The following is an 18,152-nucleotide window of genomic DNA, read 5'->3' on the forward strand; positions in this document are numbered from 1 at the left end:
CCTATGAGCACCACCGTGAATGAGTTCCAGCCGGCGACCTCGACCGGCCGCATCGCGAACTTCGTCGACACCCGCACGGGGATGTCGCCGATCGTGAAGTTCTTCGCCCGCAAGATCTTCCCGGACCACTGGACGTTCATGTTCGGCGAGGTCGCCCTGTACAGCTTCGTCATCCTGCTGCTGTCCGGCGCGTTCCTCACCCTCTTCTTCGACCCCTCCATGTCGGAGGTCGTCTACAACGGGGCCTATGCCCCGCTGCGCGGCATCGAGATGTCCGCGGCCTACGCTTCGACCCTCGACATCTCGTTCGACGTGCGCGGCGGTCTGTTCATGCGGCAGCTGCACCACTGGGCGGCGCTGATGTTCGTGGCGGCCATGTCCGTCCACATGCTGCGCGTGTTCTTCACCGGCGCGTTCCGTCGCCCGCGTGAGCTGAACTGGGTGGTCGGATGCTTCCTGCTGATGGCCGGCTGGGCCGCCGGCTTCACCGGCTACTCCCTGCCCGACGAGGTGCTCTCCGGCAACGGCCTGCGCATCATCGACGGCATCCTGAAGTCGCTGCCGATCGTGGGCACCTACCTCTCCGCCTTCTTCTTCGGCGGCGAGTTCCCCGGCCACTCGATCATCGGCCGCCTGTACGCCCTGCACATCATGGTCGTGCCGGCCGCCATCCTGCTGCTGATCGGCATCCACCTGTTCATGGTGGTCGTGCACAAGCACACTCAGTACCCGGGCCCGGGCCGCACCGAGAACAACGTGGTCGGCTACCCGGTCGGCCCGGTGTACGCGGCCAAGGCCGGCGGCTTCTTCTTCATCGTGTTCGGTGTGCTCGCGCTCATCGCCTCCACGGTGACGATCAACGCCAACTGGAACTACGGTCCGTACGATCCCTCCCCCGTGCAGGCCGGCACTCAGCCCGACTGGTACATCGGCGTGTTCGACGGCGCCCTGCGGCTCATGCCGGGCATGATCGGCGACTACTCCTTCCTGTGGAACGTCCCGATGCCGTGGGGTTCCTCGGTGTCGCTGCCCATGGGTGTGCTGGTGCCGCTGATCCCGGTCGGCGTCTTGCTCATCGGCATGGTCACCTGGCCCTGGATCGAGCGGTGGATCACCAAGGACGACACCGAGCACCACCTGCTCGACCGTCCGCGCAACGCTCCGGCGCGCACGGGGATCGGCGTGGCCGCCGTCGTCTGGTACTGCGTCATGTGGGCGGCCGCGTCCTCGGACCTCATCGCCACCCACTTCCGCCTCTCCCTGAACGACGTGCTGTACGTGCTGCGCGCGCTGTTCTTCCTCGGCCCGGTGATCGCCTTCATCGTCACCCGCCGCATCTGCCTCTCCCTGCAGCGCAAGGACCGTGAGCTCGTGCTCCACGGCCACGAGGCCGGTGTCATCGAGATGTCCCCCGAGGGCGGCTTCCACGAGCGGCACCGTCAGCTGACCGACTACGAGCTGTACCGCCTGGTGTCCTTCGAGGACCGCCGTCCGGTGGCTGCCATCCCCAGCCGCAACGGCAAGGTGGGCATGATCGAGAAGGCTCGTGCCGGCCTGAACCGCATGTTCTACCAGGACCGCGTCGCCCCGGTCTCCCGCGAGGAGCTGGTGGAGGCCCGCACCCACGGCCAGCACGGCCACGAGGAGCACCACGTCGAGCTTGGACACGGCTCGGACGCCCCTCATCTGGAGCGCTGACCCCGGTCGGCTGATCCCCTGACGAAGGGCCCCGCGCACCACGGTGCGCGGGGCTCTTCGGCGTCCCGGGGCGGGCCGCCGCGGGAGGGCCCGCCCAAGGCCGCAGCGAACGCCATGAGGGGGTCCAGCCCCCGCCCCCCGACGTGCCGAGTCGGCGGCCTGCGTCGCGGGGGTCCTCGTTCGGCGGCCCCCTCGGGTGGGCCGGAGCAATGGTGCGCCTCGCTCGTCGCGGCCGGCCGGTTCTGGCTCGGACAGGCGTGCGTCCGGCCCGCGACGACGGATGCGGGGCGGATGCAGGTGGCGTTCCTCGGGGGCATCCCGAGAGACGGCCGGAGACGGGCACCGTCGATGCTCTGGGTCCTCAAACGGCTTTCCTCCCACGCGCGCTCAGAGTGGATGAGGTGGCGCCCCACCACGGGTGGGTGCTGCGACATCCGCTCATCCTCGGAGAGAAGTCCGCGCATGGGCCTCGCCCTCGCACTCCACCGACCCCTGGACCGTCTGTCAAGGGCCATTGAGTTCTGCCCATAGGCGGCCAGTGTTTCTTCCCGCTGGTGGCCATCAGAACTGCCCACTGGTGGCCAGCTGGTTTGCCCGTTTGGGTGGTGGTGCTGGCCACCGTGATGGGAGTGGGGGCCATGCCCGCCGACCGGCCCGCCGCCACCGCCCGATCGGGCCCGGCCGGCGTCGATCTGCACGTTCTCGTTGAAGCTCATGGGGCCAGAGTGTAGACGGACTAGACTGGCCCGGCACCGCGCTGGCCCCCGCCCGTCGAGATCGGCCGGACCCCGCCGGTGCACCCCTGTTCTTCCCTCGACCCCTGGAGTCTGACACCCCCATGCTGACCGTCACCGATGTCGAACTGCGCGTGGGCGCCCGTCTCCTCATGGACGAGGTGAACTTCCGCGTGGACAAGGGGGACAAGGTCGGCCTCGTGGGGCGCAACGGCGCCGGCAAGACGACGCTGACCAAGGTCCTGGCCGGCGGCGGGCAGCCCACGGCGGGCACCGTGACCCGGACCGGGCGCATCGGCTACCTGCCCCAGGACCCCAAGGTCGAGGACATGGACCAGTCCGGCCGCGACCGCATCCTCTCCGCCCGCGACCTGGACCAGACGATCCGCCGCATGCGGGAGGCCGAGGCCGGCATGGCCGCCGTCGACGACGCCGAGCGGGAGCGGGCGATGAACCGCTACTCCCGCCTGGAGGCGGAGTTCGAGGCCCGCGGCGGCTACGCGGCCGAGTCCGAGGCCGCCCGGATCACGTCCAACCTCGGCCTGCCGGACCGCGTCCTGGACCAGCCGCTGCACACCCTCTCCGGCGGCCAGCGCCGCCGCGTGGAGCTCGCCCGCATCCTCTTCTCCGACGCGGACATCCTGCTGCTGGACGAGCCCACCAACCACCTCGACCACGACTCGATCGTGTGGCTGCGCGACTACCTGAAGACCTACTCCGGCGGCCTCCTGATGATCTCGCACGACGTCGAGCTCATGGAGATGACCGTGAACAAGGTCCTCTACCTGGACGCGAACCGGCAGACCATGGACGTCTACAACATGACGTGGAAGAACTACCTCGCCCAGCGCCAGCAGGACGAGGCGCGCCGCCGGCGGGAGTTCGCCAACGCGGAGAAGAAGGCCTCGGCCCTCATGGCCCAGGCCGAGAAGATGCGTGCCAAGGCGACCAAGGCCACCGCCGCGCAGAACATGATCAAGCGCGCCGAGCGGCTCATGCGCGGCGTCGAGGGCGAGCGCGCGGTCGACCGCGTGGCCGCGATCCGCTTCCCCACCCCGCAGGCCTCCGGCAAGACGCCGCTGCGCGCCGAGAACCTCTCCAAGTCCTACGGCTCGCTCGAGATCTTCACGGGAGTGGACCTGGCGATCGACCGCGGCTCGCGCGTGGTGATCCTGGGCTACAACGGCGCCGGCAAGACGACGCTGCTGCGCATGCTCGCCGGGGAGGAGACCCCGGACACCGGGGAGGTGCAGGCGGGCCACGGGCTCAAGCTGGGTTACTTCGCCCAGGAGCACGACACCCTGGACCAGGACGCGTCGGTCCTGGACAACATGCGCCACGCCGCCCCGCAGCTCGGCGACACCCAGGCGCGCACGCTGCTCGGATCGTTCCTCTTCCAGGGCGACGACGTCGACAAGCCCGCCCGCGTCCTCTCCGGCGGCGAGAAGACCCGCCTGGCGCTGGCCACGCTCGTGGCCTCGAGTGCGAACGTGCTGCTGCTGGACGAGCCCACGAACAACCTCGACCCCGCCAGCCGTGAGGAGATCCTCCACGCACTGCGCCAGTACGAGGGCGCCGTGGTGCTCGTGACCCACGACGAGGGCGCCGTCGAGGCGCTCGACCCCGAGCGCGTGGTGCTGCTGCCGGACGGGGTCGAGGACCTCTGGAACGACGACTACAGGGACCTCATCACCCTCGCCTGAGTCCGCGGGCCGCCGAGGCGGAGGGCCGGCTCAGTCGAAGAGCGCATCCTCGGCCTCCTCGTCCGTGAGCCGCCCGTCGCGCCGCCGCCGGGCCGGCTTGGCGCGGGGGACCCGGTGCGCGGAGAGCAGCCCGTCGTCCGCGGCGTCGTCGAGGGCGTCGGCCCGGTCGTTGCGCGCGCGCATCCACGCGGAGTACCCCCACACCCCGAAGCCCATGGCCGCGAACAGGTACCACTGGATCGCGTAGGACAGGTGCGGGCCCTCGTCGAGGGTGGGCTCGACGAGCTTCTGCGGCATCGGCTCCACCGCCGGGTCCTCCGTGACCATGATCCCGTAGGCCGTCCCGGCCACGGGCCCGCCCACGGTGTCGGCGATCTCGGCGAGGTCGATCGAGGGCACCTGACCGTCCGGGGCGTCGCGGTCCAGGGCCGGCTCCCCGGGCTTGACCCGCACCACGACCTCGGCGTGGCCGGCGGGCGGGGCCGGCACGGCGTCCGGCTGACCCGGACTGTTGCCCACCGGGAGCCAGCCGCGGTCCACCACGACGACGGGGCCCTCGTCCGTCCGGAACGGCACGAGCACCTCGTAGCCGGGCTGGCCGGCCCGGGGGCGGTTGCGGACGATGAGCGTCTCGTCGACGAGGTACTCGCCGGTCAGTGTCACGGGCGTCCACTCGTCGTCGGTCTGGAACGCGGTGAACAGCCGGGAGGCCTCGGCGAACGGAACCGGGTCGTCGTCGTAGTTCTCCAGGACGCGGTTGACGCGGTGCTGGACCTCCACGCGGCGGTCCCACTGCCACTGCGCGAGCGCATGGCACAGGAACGCGAAGAGGACGCACACCACGAAGCCGAGGATCCACGGGCCGGTGGCGAGGAAGCCGAAGCGCAGGGCAGGAAGGCGTTCGGCGTCGCGGGCGGTCGGGTCCGTCATGGGGGCGGGGATGCTCATGGGNGCGGCATCCTTCATTCAGGGCCTCTTCCTCGCTGGATTCGATTCGACACCGATATCCAACCCGGGGAGGAGGCCCCCGCCGGCTCACGACGCGGCGGGCAACGAGCAACGCGGGCAAACCAGATGGCCAGCACCGGGCAGTTCCCGTGGCCATCACTGGGCAGTCCTCATGGCCGTCAGCGGGTCATTCCCTGGCCACCTATGGGCAGCTTTTCATGGCCGCTTACAACCGTCCGCTGCGCCCGCCCACCACCAGCTGCGCCCGAGCACGGTCGGACGTGCCGGCACCGGGCCGGAATCCTCCGCCTGCGAACTCAGAACGGCGGGAGGAGACCGCCGCCAGCCGCTTCAACGGGTCACCGCCGCAGGCCGAGACGCACGGTACACCTGCTGCAGTTGAAGGACACAGGCCGTCGTGCCCCTGACGGTGGCGCGCGGAGCTCTGACGGCCTCACGGTGAAGCCGGACCTGTCGTCGCGTGTGAGAGCGGGGCCGGGTGGGGTGCACCGACCTGCGACTCAGCGACCGCCCGGCACACCCCCCTGTCCCGGACCGAGGCGCGGGAGGACGAACCGGCCTGCCACCGCGACGGTGGTGGTCTCGATCGGGCGAGCATCTGCGAGGCCCAGCGACGCGAGGTGTCGGCGATGGGGGGGCGGGACACGACGACCACCGTCGGCCCCCTACCCCGGTGGTGACGCTCCCCGGGCCTGGCCGGCCCCATGGCTGTCAGCGGCCTCATGCCCTCCTGCCACACGACGCGGCGGTCTCCGCTCGCCCGGAGCGGCGGGTGAGCGCCGCGCGGTCGCCGACACCGGCACGGGCAGTCGTGCGGCCCACTCCCCGGCCGTGCAGGGGTCAGGGCATCGCCGCCCGACCCCTCTGGGCGGCTGCCGACGCCCGCGCCGACGTCGGGTGGCCTGCCCAGCGCCGCTGCGCGGCACGCGCGCTCATGGTGCACGGCTCCCGCTTCCCCCGACGCGGCGAGACAGGTCGTGGAGTTCCGTCGCCGCGGTGTACGTCGAGCGGAAGGCCGGCTGCTACAACGGCGGGCTGGCCGTACTCAGCTCCCAGGGAAACGCCGCAGGCCGGACCCCCGAGGGGATCCGGCCTGCGGCGTGGGAACGACGGCCGGGTCAGTGGGCGTACTTGCCCCGAGAGAACTCGTAGACCCACCCGAAGGTGAAGTAGGCGGCGGCGACGATGCCGATGATGAAGACCCACCAGCCGACGGCCAGGCCGGTCACGATGATCGCGCAGCCCAGGCCGAGGCCCAGGGGCCACCAGCTCCAGGGAGCGAAGGTGCCGTAGGTGCCGGCGTACTCGACGATCTGACCGTCCTCGTCATCTGCAGGGCCGACGCCGTATTTGTGCTCGGCGGCCCGCAGGTACCAGGCGATCATCCAGGACATCCCGCCCACGGCGTAGATGGCCGGGATGCCTGCCCACTCGGTCCACTCGACCCAGAACCCGTAGAGGGTGGCGGCTGCGATGAAGAACAGGCCGATGATCCAGAAGATGTTGGCTGCGACCTTCACTGGGCGACCTTCTCTCCGAAGGCCTCAGACGTGTTCTGAGGCGAGTGCGGGAAGAGCTCCGGGTGGTGCAGATCCAGCGCCGGACGCTCGGAGCGGATGCGCGGCAGGGAGTGGAAGTTGTGCCGCGGCGGCGGGCACGAAGTGGTCCACTCGAGCGAGGCGCCGAAGCCCCACGGGTCGTCCACGGTGACCTTCTTGCCATAGCGCGAGGTGATGTAGACGTTCCAGAAGAACGGGATCAGCGACGCGCCGAGAACGAAGGAGAACACCGAGGAGAACGCGTTCATCGCCTGGAAGCTGTCCTCCACCATGTAGTCCGCGTAGCGACGGGGCATGCCGATGACACCGAGCCAGTGCTGGATCAGGAACGTGCCGTGGAAGCCCACGAACAGCATCCAGAACTGGATCTTGCCGAGACGCTCGTTCAGCATCTTGCCGGTGAACTTCGGCCACCAGAAGAAGAAGCCGGCGAACATCGCGAACACCACGGTGCCGAAGACGACGTAGTGGAAGTGCGCCACGACGAAGTACGTGTCGGACACCTGGAAGTCCAGGGGCGGCGACGCCAGGATGACGCCGGTCAGGCCACCGAACAGGAAGGTGACCATGAAGCCGAGCGTCCACAGCATCGGGGTCTCGAAGGTGATCGAACCGCGCCACATGGTGCCGATCCAGTTCACGAACTTCACGCCGGTCGGGACCGCGATGAGCATGGTCATCACGGAGAAGAACGGCAGGAGCACGGCGCCGGTCACGTACATGTGGTGCGCCCACACCGTCACGGAGAGCGCGGCGATCGCCGTCGTCGCGAACACGATGGACTTGTAGCCGAAGATCGGCTTGCGGGAGAACACCGGGATGATCTCCGACACGACGCCGAAGAACGGCAGGGCGATGATGTACACCTCGGGGTGGCCGAAGAACCAGAAGAGGTGCTGCCACAGGATGGCGCCGCCGTTCTCCGGGTTGAAGATGTGGCCGCCGAAGCGACGGTCCAGGCCCAGCGCGAAGAGCGCGGAGGCGAACGGCGGGAACGCCACCATGATCAGGATGCCGGTGATGAGCGTGTTCCAGGTGAAGATCGGCATGCGCCACATCGTCATGCCAGGAGCACGCATCGTCAGGATCGTGGTGATGAAGTTGACGCCGCCCATGATCGTGCCGAAGCCCTGGAGGACCAGACCGAACACCCAGAGGTCACCGCCGACGCCCGGCGAGTACGTGGTGTTGGAGAGCGGGGCGTAGGCGAACCAGCCGAACGAGGCCGCACCCTGCGGGGTGAGGAAGCCGGCGGTCGCGATGAGCGAGCCGAACAGGAAGAACCAGAACGCCAAGGCGTTCAGACGCGGGAAGGACACGTCCGGAGCACCGATCTGCAGCGGCACCAGCACGTTGGCGAAGCCCGTGAAGAGCGGGGTCGCGAACATGAGCAGCATGAGCGTGCCGTGCATGGTGAACAGCTGGTTGTACTGCTCCTTCGTCTGCAGGATCTGCATGCCGGGCTCGAAGAGCTCCGCGCGGATCATGAGGGCCATGACGCCGCCGATGCAGAAGAAGACGAAGGACGTGATCAGGTACATGTACCCGAGCACCTTGTGGTCGGTCGTCGTCAGCCAGCTGACGACGATCTTGCCCAGCGAACGGGGCACCACACGAGGCTGCGCCTGTGAGCGCACCTCATCCGTTGCGTACTCGTAAGTGGTCATCAGTGGCTACCTCCACCGCGGGGGGTCTGGAGATCGCGCTCCATCGTCCCGGCGCCGTCAGGGTTGTTGTTGGGATTGCGGCTGTACTCGTCGCCCACCTGACCCGGCTCCATCTCCTCGAGGCGCTGGACGAACTCCGCCTCGTCGACGACCTCCACGTTGAAGAGCATCTCGGAGTGGGACTCGCCGCACAGCTCGGCGCACTTGCCGTCGTAGCTGCCCAGCTCCTGGGGGGTCAGGTACAGGTGGTTGGTCTTGCCGGGCACCATGTCACGCTTCTGGAGGAACTGCGGGATCCAGAAGGAGTGGGCCACGTCACGGGACTTCAGCTCGAAGTGCACCGGCACGTCATTCGGCAGGTACAGGACCGGAAGGGTGTCACGCACGCCCTCGGTGCCGTCCAGCTGGGCCTGGATGCCGGAGTAGTAGGCCTCGATGACCTCGCCGTTCTCCTGCTCGTAGGAGTAGTTGAAGTCCCAGGACCACTGCTTGCCGTACACGGTGACGGTCAGCGGCGAGTCGTCCACGGGGCGGTCGACCTCGGTCTGGACGCGGTCGGTGAAGCCCCAGAAAGTGAAGACCATCAGGATCGGGATGGCCGTGAACATGGTCTCGAGCGGCACATTGTAGGCCGTCTGCTTCGGGAAGCCCTGGTCGTTCTTGCGGCGGCGGTACGCCACCATGCACCAGATCATGGCGCCCCAGGCCAGCAGACCGACGACCATGGCCGCGATCCAGGAGTTCACCCACAGGTCGGTGAGCTGGGCGTTGTAGTTGGTGGTGTCCCGGGTGCCGGGGTACCAGCCGCGCTGGACCTCTGCCGAACAGCCGGTCAGCACCAGGAGCGCCGTGGTGCCCACGGCACCGGCGGTCCAGCGGCGGCGGGTCCGACGTCCGGCGTCATTCTGTGCTCTCACAGACGGCCTTCCTCTTCATCTCGTGTGCGAGGGGCGTCCCCGCTCCCCCGGCGATTCGGCGGCTTCTCGCAGCGTCCTCGCAGGGAGCACGGGTATGCCCTGATGATTCAGAGCCAGTCTAAGCCGAAACACGCGGATTCTCCGCACCGTGACACGTGCCGATCGTGTCTGGGAGTCGGGTCCGAGCATCCTGGGCGCGGTGCCCGAGCACGACGACGGCGGGCCGGCCGAGGCCGACCCGCCGGTTCGCGGTCCGAGGCGCTCCGGGCGCCCGCAGATCAGTGGAAGGAGTCGCCGCAGGCGCACGAGCCGCCTGCGTTGGGGTTGTCGATCGTGAAGCCCTGCTTCGAGATGGTGTCCTCGAAGTCGATGGTCGCGCCCATGAGGTAGGGCACGCTCATCTTGTCGACGATCACCTCGACCCCGTCGTAGTCACGGACGGTGTCGCCGTCGAGGACGCGCTCGTCGAAGTAGAGCTGGTAGATCAGGCCCGAGCAGCCGCCCGGCTGCACGGCGACGCGCAGCCGCAGGTCCGTGCGGCCCTCCTGCTCGAGCAGCGAGCGCACCTTGCCGGCCGCCACGTCGGTCAGCTCGACCTCGTGCGGGGGCAGGCCCTCGGCGTCCTGGGTCGCGCCGATCTCGACGCCGGTCTCCTCTGCGGACAGAGCCATCGTGACCTCCTCAGATCATGGGGCGCGGACGGGGCCGTCACGCGCGTGTGGTCTCCCGGACAACACTAGCCGCCCACGGAGCATTCCCGGCCCGCCGCACCGACGGGCCGGGCGGCACTCACGCGGACAGCCGCGCGAGCCAGAGCGCCTCGGCCACGACGGCCCGCTTGAAGTCGTCGATGTGCAGCGACTCGTTGGCCGAGTGCGCCCGCGTGTCCGGGTCCTCCACGCCCGTGATGAGGAGGGTGGCCTCCGGGAAGACCTCGGCGAGGTCCGCGGTGAACGGGATGGAGCCGCCCATGCCGATCGCCCGGGGCTCGACGCCCCAGGCGTCCTCCAGGGCGGCCATCATCGCGGCCGTGGCGGGGGCCGAGGTGTCCGTCGTGAACGGCTGGCCGAACTCCCCCGCGGTGACCGTGATCTCCGCGCCGAGCACCGCCGCGGACTGCGCCTCCAGGTGGGTGCGCAGCGCCTCGAAGGCCTCCGCGGGGTCCATGCCGGGGCCCAGGCGCAGCGAGAACTTCGCGCGCGCGGCGGGCTGGATCGTGTTCGAGGACTCCGCGACCGAGGGCGCGTCGATCCCGATGATGCTCAGCGCGGGAGCGTTCCACAGCCGGTCCGCGACCGGGCCGCGGCCGGCCAGGGTCACCCCGTCCAGCACGCCCGCGTCCGCACGGAAGACGTCCTCGGGGTAGTCCAGGCCCGCGGTCTGCCGCGGCTCGAGGCCGGGCACGGCGACCGCGCCGTCCGCGTCGTGGAGCGTGGCGATCAGCCGCGAGAGCAGGACGACGGCGTCCAGGACCGGCCCGCCGAACATGCCGGAGTGCACGGCGTGGTCGAGCACCCGGACGGTCACCGTGCCGTCCACCAGCCCACGCAGGGAGGTGGTCAGCGCTGGCTCCCCCACGGCCCAGTTGGACGAGTCCGCGACCACGATCGCGTCGGCGTCGAGGCGCGCCCGGTGCTTCTCCAGGAAGGTGCGGAAGGTGGGCGAGCCGGCCTCCTCCTCGCCCTCGATGAAGACGCGGACGCCGACGCCGGCGTCGGGCAGGACGTCCCGCAGGGCGGCGAGGGCGGCGAGGTGGACCATGATGCCGGCCTTGTCGTCGGCGGCGCCGCGGCCGTACAGCCGCCCGCCGCGCTCGGTGGCCACGAGCGGCGGGGTGTCCCAGAGGTCCTCGTCCCCGATCGGCTGCACGTCGTGATGGGCATACAACAAGACGGTGGGCTTGTCAGAGGCGCCGGGCTTCTCGCCGATCACCGCCGGCCCACCGGGCCGGTCGTCGTCGCGGGTCTCGGTCACGATCTCCACCTCCTGCAGGCCCGCCTCGCGCAGCAGGCCCGCGACGGCCTCGGCGGACCGCTCGAGCTGGGTGCGGTCCGCGGAGTCCCAGGCGATGCCCGGGATCGCCACGAGGTCGGTGAGGGTCTGGAGGGTCGTCGGGAAACGGGCCTCGACGGCCTCACGGACGGCGGAGACGAGGGCCGCGTCCTGCGGCGCACGGGAGGTGATGTCAGTCATGACGGCCAGCGTAGACGGCGGCCGAGCCGAGGGCCGCGCCTCCGGGCGGGCCGGACGCGCCCCACCACTAGACTGGAGGGGTGTTCAAGCGAGACAAGACCCCCGAGACCGCGCCCGCCCCCTCGACTCACGGCTCCTCGGCCGCTCCCGCCGAGGGCGCCGCCGTGGCCGAGGCCGGGCCGCGCGACCGCTCGCAGGGCAAGAAGGGCCCGACTCCGCGGCGCCGCGACCAGGAGGCCGCGCGCCGTCGCACCCTGGTCCCCGAGGATCGCAAGGCGGCCCGCAAGGCCGAGCGTCAGGCGATGGCCCAGGAGCGGATGCGCCAGCGCGCCGCGCTGGAGACCGGGGACGAGCGCGGCCTCCCGGCGCGCGACAAGGGACCGCAGAAGCGCTGGGTCCGTGACTACGTGGACGCACGCACCGGCATCGGCGAGTGGCTCATGCCCGTCGTCTTCGCCTACGTCCTGCTCATGTTCATCCCCGGCCGCGAGGCGCAGCTGATCCTGATGATCAGCCTGTACGTCCTCGTGGCGCTCGTGCTCATCGAGAGCTTCCTGGTCAGCCGGCACATCAAGAAGGGCCTCACGGAGCGCTTCGGCACGCCGGAGCCCGGGACCGGCTTCTACGGCATCATGCGGGCCCTGCAGTTCCGCCGCCTGCGTCTGCCCAAGCCCCAGGTCAAGCGGGGCGAGTACCCCGCCTGACACGACACCGCGCCACGGCCCGGACCCCGGTGGGCACGGGCCGTCGCGGCACCGGCGAGCAGACCGTCAGCCCCGCAGGGACCGGGCCAGCCCGGCGGTGATCCGGCCGGCCCAGAACGGCCCCTCGTAGAGGAACGCGGTGTAGCCCTGGGCGAGGTCCGCGCCCGCGTCGAGCCGGGCCTGGACGTCGTCGGCGTCCGTCACGCCGCCCACGCTGACGACGGCGGTGCCCGTCGGCAGCGCCGCCCGCAGGACCTGCAGCACCCGCATCGACCGCTCCTGCAGCGGGGCCCCGGACAGGCCGCCCGCGCCCAGGGCGTCCACGTCGGCACGCGGGGTGCGCAGGCCCTCCCGGGAGACGGTCGTGTTGGTCGCGATGACGCCGTCGAGCCCAAGGCGCTCGGCGAGCGCCCCGACGGCGCGCACGTCGTCGTCCGCCAGGTCCGGGGCGATCTTCACGGTCAGCGGCACGCGACGGTCCGGGACCGCACGGTCGGCCTCCTCGCGCACCGCCGTGAGGATCGGCTCCAGCGCGTCGATCTCCTGCAGCTGGCGCAGCCCCGGCGTGTTCGGCGAGGACACGTTGACCGTCAGGTAGTCGGCGTGGGGCGCGAGCAGGCGGGTCGAGGCCCGGTAGTCGTCCGCCGCGTCCTCGAGGGGGACCACCTTGGTCTTGCCGATGTTCACGCCCAGGACCGGCCGGGCCGGGCCGAAGCGGCGCTCCAGTGTCTGCCGGGTCCGCGCCAGGCGGGGGGCGACGGCCGCCGCGCCGTCGTTGTTGAAGCCCATGCGGTTGACCAGCGCCCGGTCGTCCACGAGACGGAACAGTCGCGGCTGCGGGTTGCCGGGCTGCGGCTGCGCCGTGATCGTGCCGACCTCGATGTGGCCGAACCCGAGGTCGGCCAGAGCGGCGGTCCCCCGGCCGTCCTTGTCGAACCCCGCGGCCAGGCCGAAGGGCGTCGGGAACCGCAGGCCCATGACCGTGCGCGCGAGCATCGGGTCCGGGCGGAAGGCGGCGCGCAGGGCGGCGGACGCCCCGGTGCGCTCGACCAGCCGGATCGCGTCGAAGCCCCGATGGTGCGCCTGCTCCGCGTCCATGCCGCCGAACACGGCACGGAAGAAGGGCGGGTACAGGCGAGGCGCACGGGAGGTCAGGAGGCCGTCGACGGCGGACTTGGGATCAGGCAGCTGCATGCCCCCATCCTCGCACGGGCCTCCCGCCCGTCCGGGGTCCTCCTAGAGTGGTCGGATGGCCCGTGACCCGATCCAGCCGACGCCCCCGGACCCCTCCGCCCCGCACGGCGCACCCGCCGGCGGACCGACGGAGGAGGACACCCGCCCGTTCCTCGACGATCCGCCGGGCCTGGGCTGGGTCCCGGACGGGCTGCCGGGCTTCGAACGATGCACGCTCGGCCTCGACACCGATGAACAAGGACAGAACCTTGTCACAGTGGTGCGTCCGCGCACCGACGCCGCCCGTGACCCGGCCCGGCGGCCCATCCTCTCGGTGCACGGCTGGAGCGACTACTTCTACAACGCCCCGCTCGCCCACGCGTTCGAGGCCGCCGGCTATGCCTTCCACGCCGTCGACCTCCGCCACTACGGCCGCTCGCTGCGCACGGGACAGACGCCCGGCTGGACGGACGACCTGGCCCGCTACGACGCGGACCTCGAGGCCGCGTTCGAGACCATCGCCCAGGACCACCCGTTGCCGCCCATCCTCATGGGACACTCCACCGGCGGGCTGATCGCCGCGCTGTGGGCGGACCGGAATCCCGGCCGCCTCGCCGCGCTCGTGCTCAACAGCCCGTGGCTGGAGATGCAGGGCAGCGCGGGGGTGCGCCTGCTGGCGAAGTCCATCGTGGGGCCCGTCTCCGCCATGAAGCCCTACGCCATGCTCACACTGCCGCGCATCGACCACTACTGGCGCACCCTCTCGGACCAGGCCGAGGGCGAATGGGACCTGCACCCGCTCTGGCGTCCCCCGCACGCGTTCGAGGTGCCGGCCGCCTGGCTGAGTGCGGTCCTCTCGGGGCACCGGGCCGTGGCCGGGCGGCTCGACGTCACCGTGCCGATCCTCGTGCTCGTCTCCGCGCGCGGGCATCGGGGCACGTCCTACGCCGAGGCGATGCTGACCTCGGACATCGTCCTGGACCCCGACGCCATGGCCCGCCGCTCCCTGCGGCTCGGCGACCGGGTGACCGTCCACCGGCTCCCCGACGCGCTGCACGACGTGTTCGCCTCCCCCGCGTCGGTGCGCGAGGCGGCCGGTGCCGCGACGCTCACGTGGCTGGGGGCCTACGCGCCGCCGTCGGCGTCCGAGGCCGAGTCCGGCGCGCCGGACGACGGCGCCGGCTGAGGGGTGTCCACGGCGCCGCCGTAGCGGCGGTCCCGGCGGGCGTAGGTCTCGACGGCGGCCCACAGGGTCCGCCGGTCGACGTCCGGCCACAGCACGTCCAGGAACAGCAGCTCCGCGTAGGCGGACTGCCACAGCAGATAGTTGGACAGGCGCTGCTCCCCCGAGGTCCGCAGGAACAGGTCCACGTCCGGGACGACGTCGACGTCCTGACCCGTGCGGAAACCGCGGTCGAGGTAGCGGGTGATGACGTCCTCGCTGATCTCCCCCGGCCGCATCCGGCCGGCCCGGACCTCTTCGGCGATCGCCTGGACGCCGTCCAGGATCTCGGCCCGGCTGCCGTAGTTCACGCACATGTGCAGGGTGGTGCCGGTGTTGTGGCGCGTGAGCTCCTCGGCCTCCTGCAGCTCCCGGATCACGGGGGTCCAGAGGCGCGGGGCCCGCCCGTTCCACCGGATCCGCACGTTCCACGAGTGCAGGGTGTCCCGCTGCCGGCGCAGCACGTCCCGGGAGAAGCCCATGAGGAAGCGCACCTCCTCCGCCGAGCGCCGCCAGTTCTCCGTGGAGAACGCATACGCGGACACGTGGCCGATCCCCAGCTCCACCGCCCCGGCGACGACGTCCAGCAGCGCCGCCTCGCCGGCCCGATGGCCCTCGGTGCGCGGCAGGCCGCGCTGGTTGGCCCACCGTCCGTTGCCGTCCATCACGATCGCCACATGCCGGGGCACGCAACGCGGGTCGATCCGCGGGGCGACCGCACCCGAGGGGTGCGGCGGCGGGGACTGCGGGGCTCGGTCGGCGCTCATGGTCTCCTCTCGACGCGCGGGGCGGGGAGGCCGAGGTCCTGGTCCAGGACGGACAGGGACACCAGGCGCCGCTCGGCGTGGAACTGCAGGTACGCGGCCACGATACCGGCCGCCTCGCGGCGGGCGGGGGCCCCGGAGGCGTCCGCGGTGGCCCAGTCCCCCGCCGCGAGGGCCGAGAGCAGGTCGAAGGTCTCCGGGGCTGGGTGCGCGGCACCGGGTGGCCTGCATTCGAGACAGACGGCCCCGCCGAGGCCCACGTGCAGCGCCGTGTGCGGGCCGGGGGCGCCGCAGCGGGCGCACCGGTCGAAGGTGGGGGCCCAGCCGGCCTGGGCGAGCGCGCGCAGCAGGAACGAGTGCAGGATCAGGCGTGGGTCGTGCGCACCGCGGGCCAGCGCGGCCAGCGCGCCGTGGAAGAGGCGGTACTGGGCGCGCCGACCGTCGTCGTCCACCGCGGGGACCCGCTCGACGGCCTCGGCGAGGGCGCCGGCGACGGTGTAGGCGTCGTAGTCGGCGGCCAGCATGGTCGCGTACGGGTGCAGCAGCTGCGCCTGGCTCACGGTGTGCAGCTCGCCCCGGCCGCGCGCGAGCTGGAGCGTGGAGTGCATGAACGGCTCCACCACCGAGCCCAGCCGGGAGGACGTCTTGCGCACCCCCTTGGCCACGGCCCGGACCAGGCCGTGCTCGGGGGTGAGCGCCTCGACGATGCGATCGGCCTCCCCCAGACGGTGGGTGCGCAGCACGATGGCCTCGGTGCGGAACGAGTTCGCCGCGTAGCCGCCGTGCCGCGCACCCCGCCAAGAGGAGCCGGAGCCGCTCACGCGCGCAGGGCGCGGTTCACCGCGGACACCACGGCCTTCAGCGAGGCGGTGGTGGTGTTGTGGTCCAGGCCAACGCCCCAGAGGACACGGTCGCCCACGGCCGCCTCCACGTAGGCGGCGGCCATGGCCGCGCCGCCCTCGGACAGTGCGTGCTCGGAGTAGTCGAGCACGCGGACGTCCACGCCCTCCTCGCCGAGGATGCGCAGGAACGCGTCGATCGGGCCGTTGCCCTGCGCCGCGCGGGTCTGCGTGACGCCGTCGACCTCGAGCTCGGCCTCCATCCGGAACGCGCCGTCCTCGCCGGAGGCCGAGGAGACCGAGCGGAGCCGGTAGTGGCCCCACTGCGCCTCCGCCGCGTCGGCGGGCAGGTACTCGTCCTGGAACACGCGCCACAGGTCGGCGCCGGAGACCTCGCCGCCCTGGGCGTCGGCCAGATCCTGGATGACGTGGGAGAACTCGATCTGCGCGCGGCGCGGCAGGTCCAGGTTGTGCTCGGACTTGAGCAGGTAGGCGACGCCGCCCTTGCCGGACTGCGAGTTCACGCGGATGACGGCCTCGTAGGAGCGGCCGATGTCCTTCGGGTCGATGGGCAGATAGGGCACGGCCCACGGGATGCCGTCCACGTCGGTGCCGGCCGCCTTGGCGTCGACCTCCATGGCCTCGAAGCCCTTCTTGATGGCGTCCTGGTGGGAGCCGGAGAAGGCCGTGAAGACGAGGTCGCCGCCCCAGGGCGAGCGCTCGGGCACGGCCAGCTGGCTGCAGTACTCGACCGTGCGCTTGACGTGGTCCATGTCGGAGAAGTCGATCATGGGGTCGACGCCCTGCGAGTACAGGTTCATGCCCAGCGTCACCAGGTCGACGTTGCCGGTGCGCTCGCCGTTGCCGAACAGGCATCCCTCGATGCGGTCCGCCCCGGCCAGGTAGCCCAGCTCGGCGGCGGCCACGCCCGTGCCGCGGTCGTTGTGCGGGTGCAGGGAGAGGATGAGCGAGTCGCGGTGCTCCAGGTTGCGGTGCATCCACTCGATCGAGTCGGCGTACACGTTCGGGGTGGACATCTCCACCGTCGCCGGCAGGTTCAGGATCATCTTGCGGTCGGTGGAGGCCTCCAGGACCGTGGCCACCTCGTCCGAGATGCGCCGGGCGAACTCGAGCTCGGTGCCCGTGTAGGACTCGGGCGAGTACTCGTAGGTGATCTGCGTGCCCTTGAGCTGCTCCTCGAACTTCTTCACCAGGCGCGCGCCGGAGGTCGCGATGTCCACGATCCCGTCCTCGTCCTGCCGGAACACCACGCGGCGCTGCAGCACCGACGTCGAGTTGTACAGGTGCACGATGGCCCGGTCGGCGCCCTCGAGCGCCTCGAAGGTGCGCTCGATCAGGTGCTCACGGGACTGGGTGAGGACCTGGATGGTGACGTCGTCCGGGATGTGGTCGCCCTCGATGAGCTGGCGGACGAAGTCGTAGTCGGTCTGCGAGGCGGAGGGGAAGCCGACCTCGATCTCCTTGAAGCCCATGCCGACGAGCAGCTGGAACATGCGCAACTTGCGCTCGGGGCCCATGGGGTCGATCAGGGCCTGGTTGCCGTCGCGCAGGTCCACGGCGCACCACAGCGGCGCCTTCTCGATGACCTTGTCCGGCCAGGTGCGGTCCGGCAGGGCGACCTCGATCTGGTCCTGGAACGGGACGTACTTGTGGAACTTCATCCCCGACGACTTCTGCAGGTGGGCGCTCATGCGTGTTCTCCCTCGACGTGCGCGCGGCGGGCGCGCGAAAGGTGGGTGGTCGGTGGCCGGACCGGGAGGTCAGGGGCTCCGCACGGGGTGTCCGGTCCGGTGGGAGGCGTCCTGCCTCCGCATGCGCTCAGGCGGCGTGGATCACGGCCTGGCACGGGGACCCCGTGCGGCCGGGAAGTAGCAGGCGGGCCGTGGCCGGCGCTGTCGTCGCGAGGCGGAGGGACATGCCCCCGACCCTAGCACCGAGGTGGGCCGGGCCACAGGAGGCCGTCCCCGTGTGACGCACGACGACGGCGGC

The 18,152-nt window shown here is 71.1% G+C and carries 14 protein-coding genes; 4 read left to right on the forward strand and 10 right to left on the reverse strand.

Annotation, left to right across the window (positions count from 1 at the left end):
• Window positions 1–3 precede the first annotated feature (3 nt).
• Both CITRIK5_RS04720 and abc-f read left to right on the forward strand, forming a co-directional pair.
• Complete coding sequence (locus tag CITRIK5_RS04720) at window positions 4–1,698, forward strand: cytochrome bc complex cytochrome b subunit (RefSeq protein ID WP_036336531.1); 1,695 nt, start codon at window positions 4–6, stop codon at window positions 1,696–1,698.
• Between the two features lie 838 nt (window positions 1,699–2,536).
• Complete coding sequence (abc-f, locus tag CITRIK5_RS04725; protein WP_098092828.1) at window positions 2,537–4,135, forward strand: ribosomal protection-like ABC-F family protein; 1,599 nt, start codon at window positions 2,537–2,539, stop codon at window positions 4,133–4,135.
• A gap of 30 nt (window positions 4,136–4,165) precedes the next feature.
• On the opposite strand, the gene CITRIK5_RS04730 is transcribed toward abc-f, so the two are convergent.
• The 6 genes from CITRIK5_RS04730 to CITRIK5_RS04755 form a co-directional block, all read right to left on the reverse strand.
• Window positions 4,166–5,086, reverse strand: a 921-nt coding sequence (locus tag CITRIK5_RS04730; protein ID WP_370462575.1) for an SURF1 family protein, incomplete at its 5' end; no start/stop codon positions are given.
• 1,136 nt (window positions 5,087–6,222) lie between these two features.
• Window positions 6,223–6,624: a cytochrome c oxidase subunit 4 gene (locus CITRIK5_RS04735; protein WP_002854636.1), complete on the reverse strand. Its 402-nt coding sequence runs from the start codon at window positions 6,622–6,624 to the stop codon at window positions 6,223–6,225.
• Window positions 6,621–8,330, reverse strand: coding sequence for a cytochrome c oxidase subunit I (ctaD, locus tag CITRIK5_RS04740; protein ID WP_044659794.1), 1,710 nt, complete (start codon window positions 8,328–8,330; stop codon window positions 6,621–6,623). The genes CITRIK5_RS04735 and ctaD overlap by 4 nt, the downstream gene beginning before the upstream one ends.
• A complete protein-coding gene (gene coxB / locus CITRIK5_RS04745) occupies window positions 8,330–9,190 on the reverse strand; it encodes a cytochrome c oxidase subunit II (RefSeq protein WP_129867123.1) in 861 nt (286 codons plus the stop codon). The genes ctaD and coxB overlap by 1 nt, the downstream gene beginning before the upstream one ends.
• A gap of 335 nt (window positions 9,191–9,525) precedes the next feature.
• Complete coding sequence (gene erpA, locus CITRIK5_RS04750; protein WP_002854644.1) at window positions 9,526–9,918, reverse strand: iron-sulfur cluster insertion protein ErpA; 393 nt, start codon at window positions 9,916–9,918, stop codon at window positions 9,526–9,528.
• A gap of 118 nt (window positions 9,919–10,036) precedes the next feature.
• Window positions 10,037–11,440, reverse strand: a complete 1,404-nt coding sequence (locus CITRIK5_RS04755; RefSeq protein WP_044659796.1) for a dipeptidase — start codon at window positions 11,438–11,440, stop codon at window positions 10,037–10,039.
• 80 nt (window positions 11,441–11,520) lie between these two features.
• Here CITRIK5_RS04755 and CITRIK5_RS04760 point away from each other — a divergent pair, with 80 nt between their 5' ends.
• Entirely contained in the window at window positions 11,521–12,144 is a 624-nt protein-coding gene (locus tag CITRIK5_RS04760; RefSeq protein ID WP_078025459.1) for a DUF3043 domain-containing protein, read from the forward strand.
• A gap of 66 nt (window positions 12,145–12,210) precedes the next feature.
• On the opposite strand, the gene CITRIK5_RS04765 is transcribed toward CITRIK5_RS04760, so the two are convergent.
• Complete coding sequence (locus CITRIK5_RS04765; RefSeq protein ID WP_129867122.1) at window positions 12,211–13,338, reverse strand: quinone-dependent dihydroorotate dehydrogenase; 1,128 nt, start codon at window positions 13,336–13,338, stop codon at window positions 12,211–12,213.
• A gap of 55 nt (window positions 13,339–13,393) precedes the next feature.
• On the opposite strand from CITRIK5_RS04765, the gene CITRIK5_RS04770 reads away from it, so the two are divergent.
• Complete coding sequence (locus CITRIK5_RS04770; RefSeq protein WP_060973666.1) at window positions 13,394–14,503, forward strand: alpha/beta hydrolase; 1,110 nt, start codon at window positions 13,394–13,396, stop codon at window positions 14,501–14,503.
• Here the strand turns inward: CITRIK5_RS04770 and CITRIK5_RS04775 are convergent.
• From CITRIK5_RS04775 to leuA, 3 genes are read right to left on the reverse strand one after another with little or no spacing between them, the layout of a single operon-like run.
• Window positions 14,443–15,306: an isoprenyl transferase gene (locus CITRIK5_RS04775; protein ID WP_060973667.1), complete on the reverse strand. Its 864-nt coding sequence runs from the start codon at window positions 15,304–15,306 to the stop codon at window positions 14,443–14,445. The two genes, CITRIK5_RS04770 and CITRIK5_RS04775, sit on opposite strands and share 61 nt — an antisense overlap.
• Complete coding sequence (recO, locus tag CITRIK5_RS04780; protein WP_041103746.1) at window positions 15,303–16,124, reverse strand: DNA repair protein RecO; 822 nt, start codon at window positions 16,122–16,124, stop codon at window positions 15,303–15,305. Before recO ends, CITRIK5_RS04775 begins: the two co-directional genes overlap by 4 nt.
• Entirely contained in the window at window positions 16,121–17,854 is a 1,734-nt protein-coding gene (leuA, locus tag CITRIK5_RS04785) for a 2-isopropylmalate synthase (RefSeq protein ID WP_127435400.1), read from the reverse strand. Before leuA ends, recO begins: the two co-directional genes overlap by 4 nt.
• Between the last annotated feature and the right edge of the window lie 298 nt (window positions 17,855–18,152).

The sequence above is a fragment of the Micrococcus sp. 116 genome (genome assembly GCF_902506395.1).
In the GTDB taxonomy this organism is placed as follows: Bacteria; Actinomycetota; Actinomycetes; order Actinomycetales; family Micrococcaceae; genus Micrococcus; species Micrococcus luteus.

What these genes read in the sequence shown, in the direction of transcription:
- CITRIK5_RS04720 (WP_036336531.1), top strand. Translation starts at nt 4, where the DNA reads ATGAGCACCACCGTGAATGAGTTCCAGCCGGCGACCTCGACCGGCCGC.
- abc-f (WP_098092828.1), top strand. Translation starts at nt 2,537, where the DNA reads ATGCTGACCGTCACCGATGTCGAACTGCGCGTGGGCGCCCGTCTCCTC.
- ctaD (WP_044659794.1), bottom strand. Translation starts at nt 8,330, where the DNA reads ATGACCACTTACGAGTACGCAACGGATGAGGTGCGCTCACAGGCGCAG.
- erpA (WP_002854644.1), bottom strand. Translation starts at nt 9,918, where the DNA reads ATGGCTCTGTCCGCAGAGGAGACCGGCGTCGAGATCGGCGCGACCCAG.
- CITRIK5_RS04755 (WP_044659796.1), bottom strand. Translation starts at nt 11,440, where the DNA reads ATGACTGACATCACCTCCCGTGCGCCGCAGGACGCGGCCCTCGTCTCC.
- CITRIK5_RS04765 (WP_129867122.1), bottom strand. Translation starts at nt 13,338, where the DNA reads ATGCAGCTGCCTGATCCCAAGTCCGCCGTCGACGGCCTCCTGACCTCC.
- CITRIK5_RS04770 (WP_060973666.1), top strand. Translation starts at nt 13,394, where the DNA reads ATGGCCCGTGACCCGATCCAGCCGACGCCCCCGGACCCCTCCGCCCCG.
- CITRIK5_RS04775 (WP_060973667.1), bottom strand. Translation starts at nt 15,306, where the DNA reads ATGAGCGCCGACCGAGCCCCGCAGTCCCCGCCGCCGCACCCCTCGGGT.
- leuA (WP_127435400.1), bottom strand. Translation starts at nt 17,854, where the DNA reads ATGAGCGCCCACCTGCAGAAGTCGTCGGGGATGAAGTTCCACAAGTAC.